This window comes from Thermus altitudinis, from assembly GCF_022760835.1.
Classification (GTDB): domain Bacteria; phylum Deinococcota; class Deinococci; order Deinococcales; family Thermaceae; genus Thermus; species Thermus altitudinis.
Genome location: NZ_JAKTNQ010000068.1, coordinates 1 through 503, shown reverse-complemented (window position 1 = coordinate 503; position 503 = coordinate 1). Strand labels below are relative to the sequence as shown.

The 503-nt window shown below is 65.0% G+C and carries 1 pseudogene; it reads right to left on the bottom strand.

The annotated features are described in order from the left end of the window. Positions 1 to 101: 101 nt before the first annotated feature. A pseudogene (locus L0D16_RS12350) lies at positions 102 to 503 on the bottom strand (hypothetical protein); the annotation flags it as partial.

The window sequence follows — 503 nt, the reverse complement described above, 5'->3', positions numbered from 1 at the left end:
GCCACCCGCTTGGGGTCCGCGCAAATGGAGCGGCTACATCTAGATTACCAGGGAAGCCACAAGGGGGGTACTCCCTGCCTCTCCACGCGCCCAACCATGCATTAGGGCTTCTCCCCCTTCAGGCGCTCTATGAGCCGGCTGGCCTCGAGGACGCTCCTTGGCGGGGGGCCTTGGTATCCCAGAAGAGCCAAGTAGGCAAGCTGCTTTTCCGTAGGCGGCTTCTCCGCCCAGGCCTTCTCCCGGTCCCGGTCCTTGAGGGCCTCCCGGGCCGCCCCGTCCAAAAGGCCCACCGCCCGCAGGAGTCTCGCCAGGTCCCCCCTCTTCCCTATAGCTTCTCGGAGAAGCCTCCGGGTTTCTGAGCTGCCCTCCTCCAGCCAACCAGGGAAAGCCCCCGGTGGAAGGCCGCTTTCCACGAAGCGCTCCATGAGCTTGAGGGCGCTCATGCGGTAGCAGACTTGACCGATATGCGGCCTTGGGGTAAAGAGGGGGCATGACCCTACGCG